Below are 23443 nucleotides of genomic sequence, written 5' to 3' on the forward strand. Positions count from 1 at the left end.
CTGCTGCGTCTACTGCCGATGTGTGATCAACGCTGTGGGATCAACGCTATTGGGTCAACGCTTCGGACCAACGCTGGGATCCACGTTGACCGGCCGGCCGGTGGACCGACCGGCGAGTCTGATGAGTCTGACGCGGACCATTGTGGACCGCCCCACTGACAACGCTCACCACGACTCCCCCCTTCCCGCCCCGCCGTGGAGCGCGGCGCACGTTCGGGGCCTTCCTCACGGGAACTTCGCCAGATGCCGACGCGGTTGCATACAGTGACAGAACTTCCTCGCAAGCGGATCGAAGGGACGTACATGCCCATGGGTCACACGGCCACTGAAGAAGCCGGCTCCGGCGGCCTGACAGCAACCGAGCACCGGCTGGCCAACGGCCTGCGCGTGGTGCTCTCCGAAGACCACCTGACGCCGGTGGCGGCCGTCTGCCTGTGGTACGACGTCGGCTCGCGCCACGAGGTCAAGGGCCGCACCGGCCTGGCTCACCTCTTCGAGCACCTGATGTTCCAGGGTTCCGCGCAGGTGAAGGGCAACGGCCACTTCGAGCTCGTCCAGGGCGCCGGCGGCTCGCTCAACGGCACCACGAGCTTCGAGCGCACCAACTACTTCGAGACCATGCCCGCCCACGAGCTGGAGCTCGCGCTCTGGCTGGAGGCGGACCGGATGGGCTCGCTGTTGGCCGCGCTCGACGAAGAGTCCCTGGAGAACCAGCGCGACGTCGTCAAGAACGAGCGCCGCCAGCGCTACGACAACGTCCCCTACGGCACGGCGTTCGAGAAGCTGACGGCGATGGCCTACCCGGACGGCCACCCCTACCACCACACCCCCATCGGGTCGATGGCCGACCTCGACGCCGCCTCCCTGGAGGACGCGCGGTCCTTCTTCCGCACCTACTACGCGCCCAACAACGCGGTCCTGTCCATCGTGGGCGACATCGACCCCGAGCAGACGCTGGCCTGGGTGGAGAAGTACTTCGGCTCGATCCCCTCGCACGACGGCAAGCAGCCGCCGCGCGACGGCAGCCTGCCCGAGACCATCGGCGAGCAGCTGCGCACCGTGGTGGCGGAGGAGGTCCCCTCCCGCGCCCTGATGGCCGCGTACCGCCTCCCGCACGACGGGACCCGTGAGGCCGACGCCGCCGACCTCGCCCTCACCATCCTGGGCGGCGGCGAGTCCTCCCGGCTCTACAACCGCCTGGTGCGGCGCGACCGCAGCGCCGTCGCCGCCGGCTTCGGCCTGCTCCGGCTGGCCGGCGCGCCCTCGCTCGGGTGGCTGGACGTCAAGGCGTCCGGTGGCGTGGAGGTGCCCGCCATCGAGGCGGCCGTCGACGAGGAGCTGGCCCGCTTCGCCGAAGAGGGGCCCACCCCGGAGGAGATGGAGCGCGCCCAGGCCCAGCTGGAGCGCGAGTGGTTGGACCGGCTCGCCACGGTCAGCGGCCGCGCCGACGAACTGTGCCGCTTCGCCGTCCTGTTCGGCGACCCGCAGCTCGCGCTGACCGCCGTCCAGCGCGTCCTGGAGATCTCCCCGCTGGAGGTGCAGGCGGTCGCCAAGGCCCGGCTGCGCCCCGACAACCGCGCCGCGCTCGTCTACGAGCCCACCGCGCAGACCGACGCCGCCGGCACCGAGGAAGAGGAGGCGGCCAAGTGACCGACGCCACCACCCCCGTGAGCACCATGGAGTTCCACCCGCAGCCGCGCAGCGGTGCCGCCAAGCCGTGGGCCTTCCCGGCTCCCGAGCGCAGCCAGCTGCCCAACGGGCTCACTCTCCTGACGAGCCACCGCCCCGGCCAGCAGGTCGTCGCCGTGGAGGTCAACCTCGTCGCCCCGCTGGAGGCCGAGCCCGAGGGCCTCGACGGCGTCGCCACGATCATGTCCCGGGCCCTGTCCGAGGGCACCGACAAGCACACCGCCGAGGAGTTCGCCGCCGAGCTGGAGCGTTGCGGCGCCACCCTGGACGCGCACGCCGACCACCCCGGCGTACGGGTCTCCCTGGAGGTCCCGGCGTCCCGGTTGCCGCGCGCGCTGGGCCTGCTCGCCGACGCGCTGCGCGCCCCCGCCTTCCCGGACGGGGAGGTCGAGCGGCTGGTCGGCAACCGCCTCGACGAGATCCCGCACGAGCTCGCCAACCCGGCCCGGCGGGCCGCGATGGCGCTGTCCAAGGAGCTCTTCCCGGCCACCTCCCGGATGTCCCGGCCCCGTCAGGGCACCGAGGAGACCGTCGCCCGGATCGACGCGGCCGCCGTCCGGGCCTTCTACGACACGCACATCCGCCCCGCCACCGGCACCGCCGTCATCGTCGGTGACTTCACCGGCGTCGACCTGGACGCCGCGCTGGCCGACACCCTGGGCGCCTGGACGGGTTCCACCGCCGAGCCGCAGAAGCCGTCCCCGGTCGTCGCGGACGACACCGGCCGCGTCGTGATCGTCGACCGCCCCGGTGCCGTCCAGACCCAGCTGCTCATCGGCCGGATCGGCGCGGACCGGCACGACCGGGTGTGGCCCGCCCAGGTGCTCGGCACGTACTGCCTCGGCGGCACCCTCACCTCCCGCCTGGACCGGGTGCTGCGCGAGGAGAAGGGCTACACCTACGGCGTGCGCGCCTTCGGGCAGGTCCTGCGCTCCTCGGCGCCGTCCTCCCCGGAGGGCGCGACCGGCGCCGCCATGCTCGCCATCAGCGGGTCGGTGGACACCGCCTCCACCGGGCCGGCCCTCCAGGACCTGTGGACGGTGCTGCGCACCCTCGCCGCCGAGGGGCTGACGGACGCCGAGCGCGACGTCGCCGTGCAGAACCTCGTCGGCGTCGCGCCGCTGAAGTACGAGACCTCCGCCGCCGTCGCCGGCACGCTGGCCGACCAGGTGGAGCAGCAGCTCCCCGACGACTACCAGGCGCAGCTGTACGTCCGGCTCGCGGAGACCGGCACGGTCGAGGCGACCGCCGCGGTCGTCAACGCCTTCCCGGTGGACCGGTTGGTGACGGTCCTGGTCGGTGACGCGGCGCAGATCGCCGAGCCGGTCAAGGCGCTGGGCATCGGAGAGGTGACGGTCGTCAGCGGCTGACCCCTCCTGTGACGGGGCGTCATCGAACGCCTCGTCAGTCATTGACAAAGCGGCTCCCGTGGCGGTCACTTGCCACGGGGGCCGCTTCGTTCGTGCGCCCCGTGGGGCCACCGGTCCGGAACCTGCGGCTCCGGACAGCCGCCGTCGTGATGGGGCGGTGGTGACCGGCCGGTTGCGTCGGTTGCCCGATTCGCGTGTGGCGTGGCGCACAAAAATCCGGTTCTGTTTGCCGATTGAAAGTTGTCCCGATTAGCGTCGGTCCGGCTGTTCGTCACAAGTCCGCCACAACAGTGGCACCGGACAGCCATCGCCGAGTCCCCGTACGGCGCGAGCCAGGGGAGCCGGGGACCCAACCGTCCCTTGGGGTGAATCGGACCCCTCTCCGGAGGAGCCCGTAGGAGACCTTCCTGCTCCGAACCCGTCAGCTAACCCGGTAGGCGAGAGGGAAGGAAAGGACCAGCCAGTACATGGCGTTCACCCGTGCCACCGGGAAGCACCGCCGTGCGAGCCGCACCGCTCGCACCACCCGCAACCTCGCCGGCATAGCCACCCTCGCGGCCTCCGGCGTCGTCGCCTCCGTCGCGTCGCCCGCCCTGGCCGCGACGGACGAGTCGGCCCCGCATGACACCGGCCTCCAGCAGGCGGTCGTGATGGGCGACGAGCTCGCCGGCCGGATCGAGGCGCAGGCCGACGCGCAGCAGGCGGCCGCCGAGGCCACCGCGGCCCGCGCGAAGGCCGAGGCCGAGGCCGTCCGGCTGGCCGACGCGGCGAAGAAGAGGGCCGACGAGGCGAAGAAGAAGGCGGACGAGGAGCGCGCGGCCAAGGTGCGCGCCGCTCGCGAGGCCGAGCGCAAGCTCCTCAACACCTTCGTCGCCCCCGTCACCGGCTCCTACGTCTCCACCGGGTACAAGGCGTCCAGCGGACTGTGGTCCTCCGGTAGCCACACCGGCATCGACTTCCACGCCGCCTCCGGCACGTCGGTCCACGCGGTGGGCGCCGGCACCGTCGTCGAAGCCGGCTGGGGCGGCGCGTACGGCAACAACATCGTGCTCCGGATGAACGACGGCACTTACACCCAATACGGTCACCTTTCGTCGATCGGGGTGACGGTCGGCCAGTCCGTCAGCCGGGGCGAGCAGATCGCCCTCTCCGGCAACACCGGCAACACCACCGGCCCGCACCTCCACTTCGAGGCCCGGACCGGCCCCGACTACGGCTCGGACATCGACCCGATCGCCTACCTCCGCGCGCACGGCGTCAGCGTCTGATCCGACCGCGAACCTCTCCGCCGCAGTACCGTCCCCCGGAGCCCCGGCCCACCACCTGGTGAGCCGGGGCTCTGCTGTTGCCCCAGGGTGGGCGGCCCTCCTCCTGGCCACGCGGGCGCTTCCGCATGGCCATCGACCCGCCGCCCGAATGGCGCCCCGCCCGCCGTCCGAAAAGCACCCATGAATTCCCGACCTCGCGAGAGGAAATGCGCGCCGGTCGAATACAGTCGGGGAAAGCCGTCGAACGGCGGCGGTTTCCGGCGATTACGGTGGAGGCGCAGACGATGCGAGGTCACATTTCCGCGCATGCGGTGTGCACGGCAATTCGCGACGACATCGTCTCGGGAGCACTCGCGCCGGGAAGCCGGCTGATCGAGGACGTTCTCGCCACGCGATACGGCGTTTCCCGGGTCCCGGTGCGGGAAGCGCTGCGCACCCTCCAGTCCGAAGGATTCGTCACCACGCGCCTGCACGCGGGTGCCTGCGTCGCCGAACTCACCGAACGGGAGGCCGTCGACCTCCTCGACATCCGGGCCGCCCTGGAGCCGCTGGGCGCCGCCCGCGCGGCCGCCCGGCGCAGCGCCGCCCACCTCAAGGTGTTGCGCGGCCTGGTGCGACTCGGTCGTGAGCGGGTCCGGCACGGCCACCCCGCTGACCTGCACCAACTGGACGCCTGGTTCCACGAAACGCTCGCCCAGGCCACCGGCAGCCCCAGCCTCAGCGCCCTGCTCATGCAACTACGGCGCAAGATCGAGTGGATGTACGTCGTGGAGCCGCCCGCCCGCCCCTCCGCCTCCTGGGACGAGCACGGCGCCGTGCTGGACGCCGTGGTCCGTGGTGACGCGGAGCGGGCGCGCGCCCTCATGGCGGCGCACATCGAGCGGTCCCGGCCCGTGTACCGGCTGCGTCGCGCCGCTCCCCCTGTGAGCGAGGCGAAACGGCCCGTCAACACGGCACGCGCCCGCGCTTAACAATCACCCCGTATACAAAAGGGGAGTGGCAGGAATGTGCCGATGTCCTCGGGAATGGCCGGTGCACGCGAGCGAGAAGTTCGGGAACGGAGAAGCGGCGCGAAATCGGGCGGGCAAGTTCGAGCACGGTTGTGCTGATTTCCGAATCTCGGTGTCGGGAACGTGCCGGGCACTGTTCGTGGGCCGGTGACTCATTTCCGTGCGCGAGGAGATTGTTCGCCCGGCCGGTTGATTCTTTACGCGGGGAATTGAACGAGGGGCGGGCTCCGCCGCCGCGCAACAGAAAACGACCCCGCCGCAGCAGCCGGATGTCCCGGTTGCCGCGGTGGGGCCGCATCAGGAGAAGGGAAGGAGGGGCGAGTGGCCCCGGTGCTCCTCAGACGGTCTCGGGGAGCTCCTCGAGACCTTCCGCGACCAGCTTCGCCAGGCGGTCGAGCGCGGCCTCGGCGCCGTCCGCGTCGGAAGCCAGCACGATCTCCTCGCCGCCCTGGGCGCCCAGGCCCAGGACCGCGAGCATGGAGGCGGCGTTGACGGGGTTGCCGCCGGCCTTGGAGATCGTCATCGGGACACCGGAGGCGGTGGCCGCTCGGACGAAGATCGACGCGGGGCGGGCGTGCAGGCCCTCGGCCCAACCGACATTGACGCGGCGCTCAGCCATGGTGTTGCCCTTCAAAGTCGTGACTGTTGTCTAGACCATTCTCGCACGCTGCCAGGAGTGGTCCCGCAGCCCTTCGTCCCGGTTCCCGACCGCCTTGCGGCCCTCTTTCCGGGCCCTCGGACCCGCTGCGGTGGGCCCGGGAAATCGAGCGTACGCACGTCGAGCCGGTTGTCGGTGCCCCGCCGTACGCTGTCCGCATGCAGACGCCGCCGGATCACGCGTACCCGTCCCACTGGGAAGCCGACGTGGTGCTGCGCGACGGCGGGACGGCGCGCATCCGGCCCATCACGCCGGCCGACGCCGAGCGGTTGGTCTCCTTCTACGAGCAGGTCTCGGACGAATCGAAGTACTACCGCTTCTTCGCGCCGTATCCGCGGCTGTCGGACCGGGACGTCCACCGGTTCACCCACCACGACTACGTCGACCGGGTCGGCCTGGCCGCCACCGTGGGCGGCGAGTTCATCGCCACCGTCCGCTACGACCGGATCGACGCCCGCGGGCTGCCCGCCAAGAGCCCGGAGGACGACCAGGCCGAGGTCGCCTTCCTGGTCCAGGACGCCCACCAGGGCCGCGGCGTCGCCTCCGCCCTCCTGGAGCACATCGCCGCCGTCGCCCGGGAACGCGGCATCCGTAGGTTCACCGCCGAGGTGCTGCCCGCCAACACCAAAATGATCAAGGTGTTCACGGACGCGGGCTACACCCAGAAGCGCACCTTCGAGGACGGCGTCGTCCGCCTCGAATTCGACCTCGAACCGACCGAGCAGTCCCTGGCCGTGATGCGCGGCCGCGAGCAGCGCGCCGAGGCCCGCTCCGTCCAGCGGCTGCTCGCACCCGGCTCGATCGCCGTCGTCGGCACCGGGCGCGCCCCCGGTGGCGTCGGCCGCACCGCCCTGCGCAACATCCTCGACGCCGGCTTCACCGGCCAGGTGCACGCCGTCAACCACGCCTTCCCCGAGGACCTGCGCCGTCTGGAGCCCGAGGGCGTCCCCGCCGCCCGCACGCTGCGCGACATCCGCGAACCGGTCGACCTGGCGGTGATCGCCGTCCCCGCGGACGCAGTCCCGGACGTCGTCCGCGACTGCGGCGAACACGGCGTCCAAGGAGTACTGGTCCTCTCCTCCGGCTACGCCGAGGCCGGCACCGACGGCCGCGAGCGGCAGCGCGCCCTGCTCCAGCAGGCCCGCTCCTACGGCATGCGCCTCATCGGCCCCAACGCCTTCGGCCTGATCAACACCGCCCCCGACGTCCGGCTGAACGCCTCGTTCGCCCCCCAGATGCCCGGCTCCGGCCGGATCGGCCTGTTCACCCAGTCCGGCGCGATCGGCATCGCGCTGCTCAGCGGTCTCCACGAGCGCGGCCCCGGCGACGGCGGCATCGCCGGCATCTCCACCTTCGTCTCGACCGGCAACCGCGCCGACGTCTCCGGCAACGACCTCCTCCAGTTCTGGTACGACGACCCGCACACCGACGTCGCGATCCTCTACCTGGAGTCCATCGGCAACCCCCGGAAGTTCGCCCGGCTGGCCCGCCGCACCGCCGCCGTGAAGCCCGTGGTGGTCGCCAAGGGGGCCCGGCACCACGGCACCGCCCCCCTGGGCCACGCCGTCCCCACCGTCCGCGTCCCCGACAGCACCGTCGCCGCCCTGATGCGCCAGGCCGGCGTGATCCGCGTCGACACCGTCACCGAACTCATCGACGCCGGCCTGGTGCTGGCCGCCCAGCCACTGCCGGCCGGCCCGCGCATCGCCATCCTGGGCAACTCCGAATCGCTGGCCCTCCTGGCCTACGACGCCTGCCTCACCGAAGGACTGCGCCCCCAACGCCCCCGGGTGCTGCCGTCCGCCGCGACCCCCGAGGACTTCCGCGCCGCCCTGGCTGAAACGCTCGCCGGGGACACCTGCGACGCCGTCGTCGTCACCGCCATCCCCTGGATGGGGGAGGAGGGCGCCACCGCCCACGGGGAGAGCGAGGGCACCGCACTCGCCGCCGCCCTGCGCGCCGCCGCCGCCACCAACGCGGGCAAGCCGGTCACCGTCGTCCACCTCGCGATGGACGACCTGGCCGAGACGCTCGCCGCCCCACCCGCCCCCCACGACCCGCACGCGCCGGAACCGACCGCCCTACCCCGGAGCGCCACCCCGGGGACCCCGGATCGGGCGCCGGCCCCCGAGGCCCCGGCCGACCCCCGCCCCGTCCGGATCCCCGCCTACCCCGCCGCCGAGCGCGCCGTCCGCGCCCTCGCCGAGGCCGTCCGGTATGCCGCGTGGCGCCGCGCCGCCGCCGAACCAGGCCGGGTGCCCGAGTACGACGACATCCAGGAGGCGGCGGCCGGCGCCGACATCGAGCGGCTGCTCGACCGCCTCACCACCGACATCGCCCCCGGCCGCTCCGTCGCCCTGCCGCCCGCCGACGCCGACGCCCTGCTGGCCCGCTACGGCATCCACCCCCGCCCCACCCTCCCCGCCCCCGACCCGGACGCCGCCGTCCAGGCCGCAGCCCGCCTGGGCTACCCCGTCGCCCTCAAGACCACCGCCCCCCACCTGCGGCACCGCGCCGATCTCGGCGGCGTCCGCCTCGACATCGCCGGCGAGGCGGAACTCCGCCGCACCTACGCCGAATTGACCGACTTCCTGGGCTCCCCCGAAGAGCTGCGACCGGTCGTCCAGGCGATGGTGCCGCGCGGGGTCGACACCGTCGTCCGCGCCGCCATCGACCCCGCTGCCGGCGCGGTCCTCTCCTTCGGGCTGGCCGGTGCGCCCTCCCAGCTTCTCGGCGACATAGCTCACCGGCTCATTCCGGCCACCGACCGCGAGGTCAACGAGCAGATCAGGTCGATCCGCAGCGCCCCGCTGCTGTTCGGCTGGCGCGGCTCCCAGCCGGTGGACACCGCCGCCCTGGAGGACCTGCTGCTGCGGGTCTCCCGGCTCGTCGACGACCATCCGGAGGTGGTCGCCGTCGACCTCGAACCCGTCGTCGTCGCCCCGCACGGCCTGGCCGTCCTGGGCGCCTCGGTCCGGCTCGCCCGACCGCCCGCCACCACTGACCTCGGGCCCCGTCGGCTGCCCGTCTACTGAGGGTCTCGCGACCCGTTGGGCCCCGTAAGATGGACCCCATGGCTAAGACCGGTACGACGACCCAGGGGCTGCGCGCGGCGATCGAGCGCAGTGGCTATTACCCGACGCTCGTGGCCGAGGCGGTGCAGGCCGCGGTCGGCGGCGAGCCGGTGGTGTCGTACCTCGTCCACCAGGAGACGACCTTCGACGCCAACGAGGTCCGCCGGCACGTCACGGTCCTGGTCCTGACCGGCACCCGCTTCATCGTCAGCCACACCGACGAGCAGGCCGCCGACGCCACCTCGCCGTCCCCTTACGCCACCACCTCCACGGAGTCCGTCAAGCTCGGCCGGATCTCGTCCGTGGTGCTCAGCCGCGTCGTCGCCAACCCCGAGTCCTACACCCCCGGCCAGCTGCCCCGCGAGGTCGTGCTGACCATCGGCTGGGGCGCCGTCGCCCGCCTCGACCTGGAGCCGGCCAGCTGCGGCGACCCCAACTGCGACGCGGACCACGGCTACACCGGTTCGTCCACCGCCGACGACCTCTCCCTCCGGGTCAGCGAGGCCGGCGACGGCCCGGACTCGGTGCGCGAGACGCTCGCGTTCGCCCAGGCGCTCTCCGAGGCCACCGCGGCCACCACCAGCACTCGCTGATGGTCCACGCCGCCCCCATCTGGCCGGAACCGGAACCGCTCGACCCGCTGACCGCCCCGGTGCCCCGCTACGGCACCGGCTCGCTCGCCGACCTCCTGCCCGCCATCACCGCGGGCCAGGGCCTGCCCGGCGTCACCACCGACATGGCGCTGGCCCCCGCCGACCGCGCCTGCGTCTTCCTGATCGACGGCCTCGGCTGGGAACTGCTGCGCGCCCACCCGGGGGAGGCGCCGTTCCTCACCTCCCTCCTGGACACCTCGTCCAACGGCACCGGCCAGCCGCTCACCGCCGGCTTCCCGGCCACCACCGCCACCTCCCTCGCCTCGGTCGGCACCGGCCTGCCACCGGGCGCCCACGGCCTGCCCGGCTACACCTGCGAGGACCCGGCGACCGGTGCGCTGATGAACCAGCTGCGCTGGCGCCCGTGGACCGACCCGCACGCCTGGCAGCCGTACCCCACCGTCTTCCAGCTCGCCGACGCCGCCGGCATCCACACCTGCCAGGTCTCCGCACCGGACTTCGCGCAGACCCCGCTCACCCGGATCGCGCTCAGCGGCGGCACCTTCCACGGCCGTCTCTCCGGCGAGGAACGCATGGACCTCGCCGCCGAACAACTCGCCGCCGCTGACCGCTCGCTGGTCTACACGTACTACTCCGAGGTCGACGGCAAGGGCCACCGCTACGGCGTCGACTCCGACGCCTGGCGCGGCCAACTCCTCTACGTGGACCGCCTCGCCCAGCGCCTGGCCGAACAACTCCCACCGCGCAGCGCCCTGTACGTCACCGCCGACCACGGCATGATCGACATCCCCTTCGACCCGGAGTCCCGGATCGACTTCGACGAGGACTGGGAACTCCGCGCCGGCGTCCGCCTGTTGGGCGGCGAGGGGCGGGCCCGCCACGTGTACGCCCACCCGGGCGCGGCGGCCGACGTGCTCGCCGTCTGGCGCGAGGTGGTCGGTGACCAGATGTGGGTCGCCAGCCGCGAGGAGGCCATCGCCGCGGGCTGGTTCGGACCGCACGTCGACGACCGGGTCCGCGCCCGGATCGGCGACGTGGTCGCCGCCGCCCACGCCGACATGGCGATCATCGCCAGCGAACGGGAACCAGGGGAGTCGCAGATGGTCGGCCTGCACGGCTCGATGACCCCGGTGGAGCAGTTGGTTCCGCTCCTTGAGGTCCGTACCTGACCCGCGGCCGCACCCGACTGCGCGCCTCCGCATCGTCCGCCCCGCACCGTCCCTTCCGTACGAGCCCGAAAGGCCCGCAAACCCCCATGCCCGAGCTGGTGTTCTTCTCCGGAACGATGGACTGCGGAAAGTCGACACTGGCGCTGCAGATCGAGCACAACCGCTCGACCCGCGGCCTTCAGGGCATGATCTTCAGTCGCGACGACCGGGCCGGCCACGGCAAGCTCTCCTCCCGCCTGGGCCTGGTCACGGAGGCCGTCGAGGTGGTCGACGACCTGGACCTCTACCTCCACGTCGTCGAATCCCTCAGCTCCGGCGGCCGGGTCGACTACGTCATCATCGACGAGGCCCAGTTCCTCGCCCCCGGCCAGGTCGACCAACTCGCCCGGGTCGTCGACGACCTCGAACTCGACGTCTTCGCCTTCGGCATCACCACCGACTTCCGCAGCAAGCTCTTCCCCGGCTCCCAGCGGCTGGTCGAACTCGCCGACCGGATAGAGGTGCTGAAGGTGGAGGCCCTGTGCTGGTGCGGCGCCCGGGCCACGCACAACGCCCGCACGGTCGACGGGCGGATGGTCGTCGAGGGCGCGCAGGTCGTCGTCGGTGACGTGCGCAGTGACGGTGCCGGCGCGGAGCGGCCGGCCGAGGTCGGCTACGAAGTCCTGTGTCGGCGCCACCACCGCCGCCGACAGACCGCGGCGACCGCCCGCGCGGCCGCCCTGTCGCCCGACGTCCTGCCGGTCGACGCCCAGCGCTAGCCGCCGGCCCCGAGCCTGGTCCGCCGGACGCTCCTTGGGGCCCGGGCTGCCGCAAGGCCGCTCAGCGCCGTTGGATGATGGCGAAGACCGCGCCCTCGGTGTCGGCGACGGTCGCCACCCGGCCGTGCGCCGAGTCCCGTGCCGACCGCAGCACGTGCCCGCCCAACTCGACGACCCGGCGCGCGGCGGCGTCGGTGTCCGGCACGGCGAAGTACGTCATCCAGTGCGGACCCCGGTCGCGCGGCAGCGCGTTGCCGACGCCGTGGATGCCGGCGACCGGCTTCCCCTTGATGTGCAGCGTCAGATAGTCGAAGTCGGCCGACACCACGGCCTCCGACTCGAAGCCGAAGACGTGCTCGTAGAACGGTGCGACGGAGTTCGTCTCCTGGGTGACGAGTTCGTTCCAGACCGGGGTGCCCGGCTCGCCGCTGACCGCGGTGCCCAGCATCGTCCGCCCCTGCCAGACGCCGAAGATCGCGCCCTGGGGGTCGGAGGCGATCGCCATCCGGCCGGCGTCGTCGGCGTCGAGCGGGCCGACGCCGACCGTGCCGCCGCAGGAGCGGATCTGCTCGGCGGTCACGTCCGCGTCGTCGCTGGCCAGGTAGGTGGTCCAGGCGACCGGCAGATGCCGGTCGGCCGCTAGCTCACCGACCCCGGCCACTTCTAGGCCGTCGAGGAAGGCGCGGGCGTACGGACCGAAGTGTTGCGGTCCCGGACGGAACTCCCAGCCGAAGAGCGCGCCGTAGAACTCCTGCGTCGCGGGCAGGCTGTGCGCCAGGAGGCTCACCCAGCAGGGCGCACCGGGCATCCGCCGGGCTGCTGCCTCGGTCGTCATCGTCACTCTCTCCTCGGAGCATCGGGGTGCTGGCCATGTGCGGTACGGGCGCGGGTCCCGAGCAGATGCTCGCACCCTGTCACTGGGTGTGCGCCCCGGCCGCGCCGTTCACGACGCGTCCACGAGGGAGAATGCCCGTTTTAACGTTGATCTTCCGTTCCGGCGGCGTGGCGACGCCCCGTAACTCCGTCATACGGAGGGTGGGCACCCGCCTTCTGTACGTAGTCACCGCTACGCAAGGATGAGTCCCATGAATGCCATCATCACCGCTACCGAACTCGCGAGCGAGTTGGCCGGCCCCGACGCTCCGCTCCTCCTGGACGTGCGTTACCAGCTGGGCGGCCCGCCCGGTCGCCCCGAGTACGAGGCCGGCCATCTGCCCGGCGCGGTCTACGTGGACCTCGACGGCGAACTCGCCGGGACGCCCGGCGCGACGGGTCGGCACCCGCTTCCCGACCTCGCCGCCTTCACCGCCGCGATGCGGGCCGCCGGTGTCGACGCCGACCGTCCGGTGGTCACCTACGACGGCGGTCAGGGCTGGGCCGCCGCCCGCGCGTGGTGGCTGCTGCGCTGGGCGGGTCACCCGGACGTGCGGGTCCTCGATGGCGGCCTCGCCGCCTGGCGGGCGTCCGGCGGCACCATGAGTGTCGACAAAGTGACTCCGGAGGCGGGTGACTTCACCCCGGCTCCCGGAGCGGTACCGCTGCTCACCGCGGACGACGCGGCCGCACTCGCCCGCCGCGGCGTCCTCCTGGACGCGCGGGCGGGGGAGCGCTACCGGGGCGAGACCGAACCCATCGACCCGGTGGCCGGCCACATCCCCGGCGCGGTGTCCGCCCCCACGACCGAGAACGTCGCCGACGGCACGACGGCCTTCCGGCCCGCCGCCGAACTCACCGAGCGGTTCGCGGCGCTGGGTGCCACGGCCGACGCCGAGGTCGGTGTCTACTGCGGCTCCGGTGTCTCCGCCGCCCACCAGGTCCTCGCCCTCGCCGTCGCCGGCATTCCCGCGGCGCTGTACGTCGGCTCCTGGAGCGAATGGTGCGCCGACCCCTCCCGCCCCGTCGCCACTGGCCCGCAGCCCGGCTGAGCAGCCGCTGGGGCCCGCCGCGGCCCTGCGCAACGACGTCCGCCCGCCCCCGACGTACGGGAGCGGGCGGAACGCCCTGCATGAACAGGGCCGGACGGTGTCGTTCCGGGTTACTCCGGCTTCTTCCTCCGGGTGCCGAAGACGATCTCGTCCCAGCTGGGCACCGCGGCCCGGCGCCCGGGACGCACGCCGTCCGCTTCGGCCTGCCGGTCCGTCGTCCCGGTGAGCCGATCGCGGTGACCGGCGACGGCCCGCGGCATGAGTACGTCGGCGTACGCGGAACCCGCACCCGCCCCCGCGCTCGCCGCCGGAGCCGGCGGCTCCTCGACCTCGGACTCCTCGGCCTCGTCCGGCTGTGCCGTCTTGGCGCTCTCCGGGACGACCATGTCACCCCGGAAGCTCGGTACCGCCTCCAGCAGGCTGGTCAGCGAATCCCGCTCCCGCTCGCCGGTGGCCTCCTCGGTCCGGGCCTCGCGCTCGCGGTCCTCGCCGGACCGCTCGGGCATCTGCCGGTCCAGTGCACGGTCCAGCGGCCGGTCGCGCGGCAACCGGGCGATGCGGGGCACGAAGGGGAAGCTCGGCTCGGGGGTGTCGTCGCTCTCGCCGATCAGCGCGCGCGCCTCGTCGTCCACGGCCTGCACCAGGCGACGCGGCGGGTCGTACGTCCAGGTCGCCGACCGCGGTTCCCCTGCGACCCGGTAGACGAGCAGCACCTCCCAGGTGCCGTCGTCCCGGCGCCAGGAGTCCCACTGCGCGCTGTCCTTGTCGGCACCGCGCAGCAGCAGCCGCTCCGCGACGGCCTCGCCCAACTGCGGGCCGGTGTTCTCGCCGGGGCGACGGACGGGGGTCTTGCGGGCCCGCTCGGCCATGAACGCCCGCTCGGCCAGCACCGGCCCCTCGAAGCGGCGCACCCGGTCGACGGGGATGCCGGCGAGTTGTGCGACCTCCTCAGCGGAGGCACCGGCTCGTATCCGCGCCTGGATGTCCCGGGGGCGCAGATGACTCTCGACCTCGATCTCGATCTGGCCGAGCCGCGCTCTGTCGTTGCGGACGGCGGCGCGCAGCCGCTCGTCGATCGGAAGCGTGTACTCGGTGCTGTCCGCAGCCTTGAGCACCAGCCGTGTGCCGTCGTTGGAGACGGCCACGACACGCAGTTCGGGCATGGGGACCTCCCGGGTGGTGCCTGCCGACGTCACGTGCGTCGCTGCTTCCGCTAGTCGAGTGTGGCCTGCCCGGGTGCAGCCTGCCACAACATTGCCGAGTTGCCCGGCGTGTCGGGGCTTGGCCCAGAAACGCCGTTATGACACGGTTACCAGTTTGCAACGCTCGGTGACCATGCCGCTTCCCCTGTCACCGACGACCCGTGCCGAGCGACGGTGGCCCAGGGAGGGTGTCGCCTTCGGTGCCCCTCCCGCGGGTCCGGGCAGCCGGACGGGAACCGGGGCCAGGGCTCGCCACAGTACTCCATTCGGGCCACCGAAGTGGACCGCCGCGCCGCGGAAGTTCTGGGCGTCCCACGGGGGCAAGTCGCCTTGTCGACCTCTCTACCTGCGGCGAAGGTGGCGTGCTTCACAGATTCCACAGATTCGGAACTAATAGCTCCGCCATTTGGTCACTTCTCCATGCAAGATGGATCGAAGGGGCGATCAAAGGTAGGAGATGGACGAAAAAACCGAAGCCGACACGAAGCAGAAGGAGAAGCGGATCGACCTGAGCCTCGCCCAGGTCTCCGGCAGCGCGCTCGCCGCGGCCGTCGCCGCGTTCCTCGCGGGTCAGCTCGGTGTGTACGGAACCATCATCGGCGCAGGCGTCGTCAGCATCGTCGCCACGACCGGCGGCACGATATTCCAGCACCTGTTCCGGCGCACCGGTGAGCAGATCAAGGAAGCGGCGGTCACCACCAGGCCCAAGCCGCGCCGCGACTCCACCACCCGATCCCAGACCACCACCAACCACACGGGACCCGCCGGTCCCACGATGGTGTTGCCCACCTTCGACAAACACGGCACGGAGGACCCGGTCACCTCCGTCCGGGCCCGCGATCCCGGGCCCGCCACCGCCCGCACCCAGCTGATCCCGCGGGCCCAGCAGCCACCCGGCCCGGACGCGGAAGCGACCCGGCTGATGGCGCGGCCGGCCGAGCAGACCATGGCGCTGGGCCGGGCGGCTCAGCGGGACACGGCACCGGCCACGACCGCGATACTGCCCGAGGTCGGTGCGCCCGGTGCCCCGGTGCCCGGCAGCATGCCGCCCGGTACCGAGGAGGCAACTGCCACCTACGGCACCCGGCTGCGCGGCTGGAAGCGGCCGGCACTGGGGGCGCTCGCCGTCTTCGTGCTCGCCATGGGGGCGGTCACCGCCACCGAGTTGCTCGTCGGCGAGTCGGCCAGCGGCAACGGCGGTACCACCATCGGCAACCTCACCACCGGCAACGTCGCCCCGCACCGGCCCAGTACGCCGCAGACCCCGGACCCGGGCCGCTCGACCGGCAACGGCACCGGCCACGACGGCGGCACTCCGTCGCACGACCCCAGCCGTTCCGGCGGCAGCGGCACCGACAGCGGCACGGGCCACCAGGGCGAGAACCCGACGCCGACCCCGAGCGACGGTGCCACCGGCTCCCCCAGCCCCGGCACCTCCTCGTCCCCCGACGCGTCGCCGAGCCCGTCCACCGGGACCGACGGTGGCAAGGGCGACGGATCCGGTTCGACCGGTGGCGGCGCCACTCCCGGGCACCAGCAGAGCGAGCAGAACCCCGGCGGCCGACAGTCGCCCGATCCCAACGCACCCTGAACCCCCTGACGAAGGATCGCCCCCGGGCGGCCCGCCCGTCCGGCGGACCACCCACGACCGCGGCCCGGTGCCCCCTCTGGGACACCGGGCCGCGGCGCGTCAGTGACCGGCCCGTCGTCGCTCAGTCACCCAGTACCTGTCGCAGGTACCCGTTGGCGAACCGGCGCTCCGGGTCCAGCCGGTCGCGCAGCGCCGTGAACTCGCCGAACCGCGGATAGACCCCGGCGAGGTACGCCGCGTCGCGGGTGTGCAGCTTCCCCCAGTGCGGCCGGCCCCCGTGGGCCGTCATGATCCGCTCGGCGGCCCCGAAGTACGCCTGGTGGGGCGTCCCGCGGTACATGTGGACCGCGACGTACACGGTGTCCCGGCCCGAGGCCGTGGACAGTGCGATGTCGTCGGCGGGTGCCGTCCGCACCTCCACCGGGAAACTGATCTTGAAGTCCGAGCGCTCGACCGTCGCCTTCAGCTCGCTCAGTGCCTCGATCGCCGCCGCCCGGGGGAGCGCGTACTCCATCTCCACGAACCGCACCCGACGGGGCGAGGTGAACACCTTGTAGGGGATGTCGGTGTACGTACGGGCCGACAGCGCGCGGCTGGAGACCTTCGCGATGCCCGGTATCGCGGCCGGCGCAGCCCGACCGACCGTGCACGCCACCTGGAAGACGCCGTTGGACAGCAGCTCGTCCTCGATCCAGCCGCTCAGCCGACCGGGAGGCGCGGCCGGCCCCTGGCTGCGGTTGTTGCGTTTGGTGTTGCAGTTGCCGGTGTGCGGGAACCAGTAGAACTCGAAGTGCTCGTTCTCGGCGACCAGTTCGTCGAAGCGTCCGCTCACCTCGTCGAACGCCATCGGCTCCTCGCGGGCGGTCAGCAGGAACTCCGGCTCCACCGCGAACGTCAACTCGCTGACCACGCCCAGTGCGCCCAGACCCAGCCGCGCCCCGGCGAACACGTCCGGGTTCTCCTCGGCGGAGCAGCGCAGCACCGAGCCGTCGGCGGTGACCAGTTCCAGGGCGGTGATCTGCGCGGCGAGCGATGCGGAGTCCCGGCCGGTGCCGTGGGTGCCGGTGCTGGTGGCGCCCGACACGGTCTGCTCCATGATGTCGCCCATGTTCGTCAGCGACAGGCCGTGCGCGGACAGCGTCTGGTTGAGGTGCTTGAGCGGGGTGCCGGCGGCCACGGTGACGGTGCCTGCCGCACGGTCGATCCGGCGGATCCCGGTCAGCCGCTCGGGGCGGATCAGCAGCCCGTCGGTGGCCGCGGCCGCGGTGAACGAGTGCCCGGTGCCGGCTGCTTTGACGGTCAGGCCGTCCGTCGCGGCGGACCGGACGGCGGCCGCCAGTTCCTCGGTGTTCGACGGCGCCACGCTCCGGGCCGGGCGGGCGGTCACGTTGCCCGCCCAGTTGCGCCAGGGCCCTCCCGAACCGCGCCCTCCCGAGCCGCCGATGACGTCGGTGACTGCCATGGTGACGATCCCTCCCCTCCGCGCGGGCCGGCCGTGTTCGGCCGCCGTTGGTCAGCGCATGATGCCAGCCGCCGACGGCGCTGCCAGGAGGGGTGAGCGGAATCACACCACTGGGAAAACGGGCGTAATCGCAAGGCTCCCGGACATCTCGTACCGGCGGTAACAGGGAATGTTCGCGGAGCCGTCGCGAGGGGGCGTCCGCTGGGCACGAGCGCGGGGAGGCCGGCCGTGCGCGGCCGCGCCCGAAGTCAACGGCGCGCCTGTGAAGTCACCCGCGGTGGTGGGGTGGTGGGGCGCCACGCGGGGTGGCGCGGAAAAGGAGCGACGGTCGTGCCGGCGCGGTGGACGGGAAGGCGGCCAGGGCGCGGGGACGGAACGGAGGGCAGAAGGGCGCGCTCCCGTGGGACGAGGAGCGTCGGTGCGGCAACGGCGCGGACCGCGTGCCCGTGGGACACCGGTCCGCGCCGTTGCGCCAGGAGGCGCGGTTCAGCCCGCCCGTGTCTCGTCGTGGTGATCGGCGGCGGACTGCGTCGGGGCCGGAACGCTGCCGGCCGCGGGGGAGGCGGGGGCCAGCACGCCCCGGGGACGGAGCCAGCGGTAGCCGGCCAGCGCCACCAGCGCGGCCAGGACGCCCGCGGTGAGCGGCACCAGGTAGCCGCGCGCGGCCCCGGCCGCGTCCACCACCCAGCCGGCCGCCGACGAGCCGAGCGCCACCCCCACCGCGAGTCCGGTGCTCGTCCACGTCATGCCCTCGGTCAACTTCGTCCGCGGCACGTGCTCCTCGACCAACGCCATGGTCGTCACCATCGTCGGCGCGATCGACAACCCGGCGAGGAACAGCGTGGCGGCCAGCAGCACCAGCGAAGCGCTCAGCGACGCCGCCAACTGGAGCGGCACCATGCTCACCGCCATCGCGACCATCCCCACCAGCCACCGCCGCGACGGCGGCCCCGCCAGGTGCAGCAGCCCGAACACCGCGCCGGCCACGCACGACCCCAACGCGTACACCGCCAGCACCAGGCTCGCCGCCGCCTTGTGCCCGGTCTCCTGCGCGAACGCCACGGTCACCACGTCGATCGCCCCGAAGATCGCGCCGGTCGCCACGAACGTCGCCACCAACACCCGCAGTCCCGGCGACCGCAGCGCGGATCCTCCGGTGTGCTGCTCGCGCGGATGCGGCACCGGCTCCGTCGCGCGCTGCGCGGTCAGCCAGATCACCCCGACCGTCAGGAACACCCCGGCCAACAGCGGCCCGGCCTCCGGGAACCACGCCGTCGACAGCCCGATCGAGAGGATCGGGCCGACGATGAAGCACATCTCGTCGACGATCGACTCCCACGAGTACGCGGTGTGCAGCTCCCGCGGCGAGCCCCGGTACAGCTCGGCCCAGCGCGCCCGCACCATGGAGCCCACGCTCGGCACGCAGCCCGCACAGGCCGCGAAGGCGAACAGCGTCCAGTCCGCCCACCGCTGCTGGGCGCTCAGCAGCAGCCCGGCGACCGCCGCCAGCGACACCAGCGTCGCCGGACGCAGCACGCGGCGCTGCCCGTGCCGGTCCACCAGGCGGGAGATCTGCGGCCCCAGGACCGCCGCCGACAGCGCGAGCGTCGCGGACAGCGCCCCCGCCAGCCCGTACCGGCCGGTCAGCTGGGACACCATCGTGACGATGCCGATGCCCATCATCGACAGCGGCATCCGCCCCAGCAGCCCTGCGGCGGAGAACGACTTGGTGCCGGGGCGCCCGAAGATGGCGCGGTAGGGACTGGGCAACGGGGTGCTCCGCCGGGTGAGGAAGTCGGTAAGGAATGTCTGTGGTCGATACAGCTTACGGGTGGCGGGGCGTCCGGCGCCTCCCGGTTTCGGCCCCGGTTCCGGCCCGCCCAACCGGGGCCTGACCCCTCGCTGTCGCCCGGGGGGTGGGAGGATCGGAGGCATGCCAGAACAGTGCGACCCCCGCCCCTATGACGCCCTGCTGCTGCTGTCCTTCGGAGGCCCCGAAGGCCCCGACGACGTCGTGCCGTTCCTGGAGAACGTCACCCGCGGCCGCGGCATCCCCCGCGAGCGCCTCAAGGAGGTGGGCCAGCACTACTTCCTGTTCGGCGGCGTCAGCCCGATCAACGCCCAGAACCGCGAGCTCCTCGACGCACTCCGCAAGGACTTCGCCGACCACGGCCTCGACGTGCCGGTCTACTGGGGCAACCGCAACTGGGCGCCCTACCTGACCGACACCCTGCGCACCATGGTCACCGACGGCCACCGCCGCATCGCCGTCCTCGCCACCAGCGCCTACGCCTCGTACTCCGGCTGCCGCCAGTACCGCGAGAACCTCGCCGACGCGCTCGCCACCCTCCAGGCCGAGGGCCTGGACGTCCCGCAGGTCGACAAGCTCCGCCACTACTTCAATCACCCCGGCTTCATCCGGCCCATGGTCGACGGCGTCCTCGCCTCCCTCGCCGGACTCCCCGAGGAGGCCCGCGCCGGCGCCCACATCGCCTTCACGACGCACTCCATCCCGACCGCGGCCGCCGACACCTCCGGCACCCCCGAGGACCACACCGACGACGGCACCGGTGGCGCCTACGTCGCCCAGCACCTGGACGTCGCCCGGGTCATCGCCGATGCCGTACGGGACGAGACCGGCATCGATCACCCCTGGCAACTCGTCTACCAGTCCCGCAGCGGCGCGCCGCACATCCCCTGGCTGGAACCCGACATCTGCGACCACCTGGAGGACCTGCACGGCGCCGGTGTCCCGGCCGTCGTCATGGCCCCCATCGGCTTCGTCTCGGACCACATGGAGGTCAAGTACGACCTCGACACCGAGGCCACCGCCAAGGCCGCCGACCTGGGCCTGCCGGTCGCCCGCTCCGCCACCGTCGGCGCCGACCCCCGGTTCGCCGCCGCCGTCCGCGACCTCCTCCTGGAGCGCGCAGCCGCCGAACGGGGCACCACCCCCGAACGGTGCGCCCTGGGCGCCCTCGGCGCCTCGCACGACCTGTGCCCCCTCGGCTGCTGCCCGGCCCGCGCCGCCCGTCCGGCCGCCGCCGGCGCGGACTGGACCGGCCCCACGGCCCAGACCTCCGCCTGAGCCCCCGACCACCGCTCGTCCGAGCAAGGAGCACCGTGCCCGACCCGCAGCACCCCGACCCCGTCCACGACGAACTCCGCGACGAACTCCTCGAACTGGCCCTGGAGGCCGCGCACCGCGCCGCCACCCTGCTGCGCGACGGCCGCCCCGCCGACCTGGGGGTGGCCGCCACCAAGAGCAGCCCCATCGACGTCGTCACCGAGATGGACCTCGCCTCCGAGAAGCTGATCACCGACTTCATCGGGGAGCACCGTCCCGCCGACGGCTTCCTGGGGGAGGAGGGCGCCGGCAGCCCCGGCACCAGTGGCGTGCGCTGGGTCATCGATCCCGTGGACGGCACCGTCAACTACCTCTACGGGCTGCCCTCCTGGGCGGTGTCCATCGCCGCGGAGCAGGACGGCGAGACGGTCGTCGGCGTGGTCGCGGTCCCGATGCGGGGCGAGACCTTCCAGGCCGTCCGCGGCCGCGGCGCCCACCTCAACGGCGAGCCGATCCGCCACCGGCCCGCCCCGCCGCTCTCGCAGGCCCTGATCGCCACCGGCTTCGGCTACCTCACCGAGCGGCGCGCCGCCCAGGCCGAGGTCGTCCGCGCCCTGCTGCCGCAGGTCCGCGACATCCGCCGCGGTGGCTCGGCCGCCATCGACCTGTGCGACGTGGCCTGCGGCCGCCTCGACGGCTACTACGAGCGCGGCCTGAACCCCTGGGACCACGCGGCCGGTGTCCTCATCGCCGACGAGGCCGGCGCGCTCACCGGTGGCCGCCCCGGCCTCCCCGCCGCCCACGAACTGACCGTCGCCGCCTCCCCGGGTGTCTTCGGCGCACTCCAGCCGCTGCTGGACGACCTCGGCGCCTGGCACGACTGACCTTGCCCGCACCGGGTGCGGACATGGCTGCGCCCCGGCACCTTCCCCTGGTGCCGGGGCGCAGCCGCCGTCCTGGGCGGGCCGGATCAGGCGCTGACGGTGTACCGCACGCCGTGCTCGGTCGCCAGGCGCTGCAAGTCCTCAAGCTCTGCCAGCTCAACCTCGGCAAGGAGCTCGTCACCCGACTCGCGGGCCCGGACCAGATCGGCTTCGGTGTTCCGTATGCGCTGCAAAATACCTGCGGTGAACGCGTCCATGGTGCGCCCCCTCGTCGTGGGTCGGTGGGCACGGGGGTGTGCCGACGGGTGGGTCGATCACGGCGTGGTCCCTGCGAGGGAAACGGAGCGTGCCAAGACGCCGATACAGGGCGTGATCGCGGGTGTGCAGTCGTCCTCCCCACGCGCACGCTCAGGGAAACCTCAACCGGTCCGGGAATCCGGGCCGCAGCCGCCCCCGACCCCTTCCTCCACCCCTCTTACCGCCGGTTTATGACTCTTCGGGGCAGGATGGAAGGGCTCTGAACGTTGTTGTGCCCTGCTCATCGCGGGCCGTAAGGAAGGACTGCGACGTGCGTGTTCTCGTCGTCGAGGACGAGCAGCTGCTCGCCGATGCTGTGGCCACCGGACTGCGCCGGGAGGCCATGGCCGTCGACGTGGTCTACGACGGCGCCGCCGCGCTGGAACGGATCGCGGTCAACGACTACGACGTGGTGGTCCTCGACCGGGACCTGCCGCTGGTCCACGGCGACGACGTCTGCCGCAAGCTCGTGGAGCTGGGCATGCCCACCCGCGTCCTGATGCTCACCGCCTCCGGTGACGTCAGCGACCGCGTCGAGGGCCTGGAGATCGGCGCGGACGACTACCTGCCCAAGCCGTTCGCGTTCACCGAGCTGACCGCCCGGGTCCGCGCCCTGGGCCGCCGGACCACGGTGGCCCTGCCGCCCGTCCTGGAGCGCGCCGGGATCAAGCTCGACCCCAACCGCCGCGAGGTCTTCCGAGACGGCCGGGAGGTCCAGCTCGCCCCGAAGGAGTTCGCGGTCCTGGAGGTCCTCATGCGCAGTGAGGGCACCGTCGTCTCGGCCGAGCAGCTCCTGGAGAAGGCCTGGGACGAGAACACCGACCCGTTCACCAACGTCGTCCGGGTCACGGTCATGACGCTGCGCCGCAAGCTCGGCGAGCCCGCGGTGATCGTCACCGTGCCCGGCTCGGGATACCGGATCTGACCGCCGATGCCCTCCCTGCCCTCCTTCTCCAGTTCCAAGGCCGCACCACCGCCGCCTCCGGTCCCGCCCAAACCCGCCTGGGACCCGAAACCGGTCAACGTGCGGCCCTTCCCCTGGCTGCGCCCCACGATCCGGATACGGCTCACGCTGCTCTACGGCGGCATGTTCCTGATGGCCGGCATCGTGCTGCTCACGATCATCTACATGCTCGCCGCGGCCGCCCTGCACGACGGCAGCGCCCTGCCGTTGAAGATCCTCGGCGGGAAGTTCCAGTCCACCAGCGACATCTGCGACCTGCCCACCGAGACCTCCGGGGCGCTGCTCCAGGAGGCGGTCAACAACTGCCTGATGCACCAGCGGGCGGTGGCCCTCAACAACCTCCTCAACCGGTCGCTGCTGGCGTTGTTGGGTTTGACGATCGTGGCGTTCGCGTTCGGTTATGCGATGGCGGGGCGGGTGTTGTCGCCGTTGGGGCGGATC

The 23443-nt window shown here is 72.7% G+C and carries 19 protein-coding genes, 1 pseudogene and 1 riboswitch; of the genes and pseudogenes, 14 read left to right on the forward strand and 6 right to left on the reverse strand.

Translation table 11 applies throughout. The features are described 5' to 3' along the window. The first annotated feature begins 309 nt into the window (after positions 1–309). From ACJ6WD_RS32860 to ACJ6WD_RS32875, 4 genes are all read left to right on the forward strand, one after another. Positions 310–1650, forward strand: a complete 1341-nt coding sequence (locus ACJ6WD_RS32860; RefSeq protein ID WP_016572943.1) for a pitrilysin family protein — start codon at positions 310–312, stop codon at positions 1648–1650. Between the two features lie 26 nt (positions 1651–1676). Next, positions 1677–3059, forward strand: a complete 1383-nt coding sequence (locus tag ACJ6WD_RS32865; RefSeq protein ID WP_038526555.1) for a pitrilysin family protein — start codon at positions 1677–1679, stop codon at positions 3057–3059. A gap of 298 nt (positions 3060–3357) precedes the next feature. After that, a riboswitch (cyclic di-AMP (ydaO/yuaA leader) is annotated at positions 3358–3514 on the forward strand. A gap of 12 nt (positions 3515–3526) precedes the next feature. Next, positions 3527–4327: a M23 family metallopeptidase gene (locus tag ACJ6WD_RS32870; protein ID WP_016578900.1), complete on the forward strand. Its 801-nt coding sequence runs from the start codon at positions 3527–3529 to the stop codon at positions 4325–4327. A gap of 284 nt (positions 4328–4611) precedes the next feature. Continuing rightward, complete coding sequence (locus ACJ6WD_RS32875) at positions 4612–5298, forward strand: GntR family transcriptional regulator (protein ID WP_233660320.1); 687 nt, start codon at positions 4612–4614, stop codon at positions 5296–5298. 376 nt (positions 5299–5674) lie between these two features. Here ACJ6WD_RS32875 and ACJ6WD_RS32880 read toward each other — a convergent pair whose 3' ends face one another. Further along, entirely contained in the window at positions 5675–5956 is a 282-nt protein-coding gene (locus ACJ6WD_RS32880) for an HPr family phosphocarrier protein (RefSeq protein ID WP_016578898.1), read from the reverse strand. Between the two features lie 197 nt (positions 5957–6153). On the opposite strand from ACJ6WD_RS32880, the gene ACJ6WD_RS32885 reads away from it, so the two are divergent. From ACJ6WD_RS32885 to ACJ6WD_RS32900, 4 genes are all read left to right on the forward strand, one after another. Next, complete coding sequence (locus ACJ6WD_RS32885; RefSeq protein ID WP_407617108.1) at positions 6154–9030, forward strand: GNAT family N-acetyltransferase; 2877 nt, start codon at positions 6154–6156, stop codon at positions 9028–9030. A gap of 38 nt (positions 9031–9068) precedes the next feature. Continuing rightward, the gene (locus ACJ6WD_RS32890; protein WP_016571516.1) at positions 9069–9662 is read left to right on the forward strand and encodes a DUF5998 family protein; all 594 of its coding nucleotides are present in this window, start codon (positions 9069–9071) and stop codon (positions 9660–9662) included. Continuing rightward, positions 9662–10852, forward strand: a complete 1191-nt coding sequence (locus ACJ6WD_RS32895; RefSeq protein WP_016571515.1) for an alkaline phosphatase family protein — start codon at positions 9662–9664, stop codon at positions 10850–10852. The genes ACJ6WD_RS32890 and ACJ6WD_RS32895 overlap by 1 nt, the downstream gene beginning before the upstream one ends. Positions 10853–10938: 86 nt before the next feature. After that, on the forward strand, positions 10939–11610 hold the full coding sequence (locus ACJ6WD_RS32900; protein ID WP_331249826.1) for a thymidine kinase: 672 nt from the start codon (positions 10939–10941) through the stop codon (positions 11608–11610). Between the two features lie 61 nt (positions 11611–11671). On the opposite strand, the gene ACJ6WD_RS32905 is transcribed toward ACJ6WD_RS32900, so the two are convergent. Further along, the gene (locus tag ACJ6WD_RS32905; protein WP_044379893.1) at positions 11672–12445 is read right to left on the reverse strand and encodes a VOC family protein; all 774 of its coding nucleotides are present in this window, start codon (positions 12443–12445) and stop codon (positions 11672–11674) included. 250 nt (positions 12446–12695) lie between these two features. Between ACJ6WD_RS32905 and ACJ6WD_RS32910 the strand changes: the two genes are divergently transcribed. After that, positions 12696–13535, forward strand: coding sequence for a sulfurtransferase (locus tag ACJ6WD_RS32910; protein WP_233662047.1), 840 nt, complete (start codon positions 12696–12698; stop codon positions 13533–13535). Between the two features lie 110 nt (positions 13536–13645). On the opposite strand, the gene sepH is transcribed toward ACJ6WD_RS32910, so the two are convergent. After that, the gene (gene sepH, locus ACJ6WD_RS32915; protein ID WP_233662046.1) at positions 13646–14698 is read right to left on the reverse strand and encodes a septation protein SepH; all 1053 of its coding nucleotides are present in this window, start codon (positions 14696–14698) and stop codon (positions 13646–13648) included. 496 nt (positions 14699–15194) lie between these two features. Between sepH and ACJ6WD_RS32920 the strand changes: the two genes are divergently transcribed. Beyond that, on the forward strand, positions 15195–16328 hold the full coding sequence (locus tag ACJ6WD_RS32920; protein ID WP_407617109.1) for a hypothetical protein: 1134 nt from the start codon (positions 15195–15197) through the stop codon (positions 16326–16328). A gap of 121 nt (positions 16329–16449) precedes the next feature. On the opposite strand, the gene ACJ6WD_RS32925 is transcribed toward ACJ6WD_RS32920, so the two are convergent. Next, a complete protein-coding gene (locus ACJ6WD_RS32925) occupies positions 16450–17790 on the reverse strand; it encodes a D-arabinono-1,4-lactone oxidase (RefSeq protein WP_233662044.1) in 1341 nt (446 codons plus the stop codon). A gap of 486 nt (positions 17791–18276) precedes the next feature. Continuing rightward, the gene (locus ACJ6WD_RS32930; RefSeq protein ID WP_038522191.1) at positions 18277–19560 is read right to left on the reverse strand and encodes an MFS transporter; all 1284 of its coding nucleotides are present in this window, start codon (positions 19558–19560) and stop codon (positions 18277–18279) included. A 163-nt stretch (positions 19561–19723) separates the two neighbouring features. Here ACJ6WD_RS32930 and ACJ6WD_RS32935 point away from each other — a divergent pair, with 163 nt between their 5' ends. Continuing rightward, positions 19724–20878, forward strand: coding sequence for a ferrochelatase (locus ACJ6WD_RS32935; RefSeq protein WP_331249831.1), 1155 nt, complete (start codon positions 19724–19726; stop codon positions 20876–20878). Between the two features lie 35 nt (positions 20879–20913). Further along, entirely contained in the window at positions 20914–21741 is an 828-nt protein-coding gene (locus ACJ6WD_RS32940; protein WP_233662041.1) for an inositol monophosphatase family protein, read from the forward strand. An 86-nt stretch (positions 21742–21827) separates the two neighbouring features. On the opposite strand, the gene ACJ6WD_RS32945 is transcribed toward ACJ6WD_RS32940, so the two are convergent. Beyond that, entirely contained in the window at positions 21828–21998 is a 171-nt protein-coding gene (locus ACJ6WD_RS32945; RefSeq protein ID WP_016576170.1) for a hypothetical protein, read from the reverse strand. Positions 21999–22309: 311 nt separating this feature from the next. On the opposite strand from ACJ6WD_RS32945, the gene ACJ6WD_RS32950 reads away from it, so the two are divergent. Together ACJ6WD_RS32950 and ACJ6WD_RS32955 are read left to right on the forward strand one after the other, a co-directional pair. Beyond that, entirely contained in the window at positions 22310–22963 is a 654-nt protein-coding gene (locus ACJ6WD_RS32950) for a response regulator transcription factor (RefSeq protein WP_016576171.1), read from the forward strand. 6 nt (positions 22964–22969) lie between these two features. Then, a pseudogene (locus ACJ6WD_RS32955) lies at positions 22970–23443 on the forward strand (two-component sensor histidine kinase); the annotation flags it as partial.

Origin of the sequence: Streptomyces sp. VTCC 41912 (assembly GCF_045799175.1) — a bacterium.
Lineage (GTDB): Bacteria > Actinomycetota > Actinomycetes > Streptomycetales > Streptomycetaceae > Streptomyces > Streptomyces albulus_C.